Source organism: Syntrophomonas sp. UBA5494, from assembly GCF_002426325.1.
In genome coordinates, this window is sequence record NZ_DIPG01000099.1 from 1 (window position 1) to 437 (window position 437).

Here is a 437-nt window from a genome sequence, read left to right on the forward strand (position 1 = left end):
TTGACGGTTAGACGATTTGGATACAGTTACTTCAACCCCGGGAGAAACCTCATCAACTATATTTTGCGCCATTGCAACCACGTTTGAATCTTCGCCTTCAATCGGGTTTAAGGTCCCTTCATCAGCTAGGGCAGCTTTCGCTGCTGCTACCTCTTCAGCATCGTTATTAATAGCAACTTTAGCTGGTACAACTACCGACATACTTTGAGTGTCAGTAACGCGGTTTTTGGTCAACTTAAAGGTAACATTACCGTTTACTTCTGTATTGTCGTAAATTATTGCACCCTTTTTATCAATTTGACGGTTAGACGATTTGGATATAGTTACTTCGACCCCGGGAGAAACCTCATCAACTATATTTTGCGCCATTGCAACCACGTTTGAATCTTCGCCTTCAATCGGATTCAAGGTCCTTTCATCAGCTAGGGCAGCTTTCG

At 43.0% G+C, this 437-nt stretch carries 1 protein-coding gene; it reads right to left on the reverse strand.

Annotated features, from left to right (window positions below; genetic code table 11):
* Positions 1-408 (reverse strand): hypothetical protein (locus B3W37_RS10975; protein WP_483175768.1); only part of this gene is annotated, 408 nt, incomplete at its 3' end.
* Positions 409-437 lie beyond the last annotated feature (29 nt).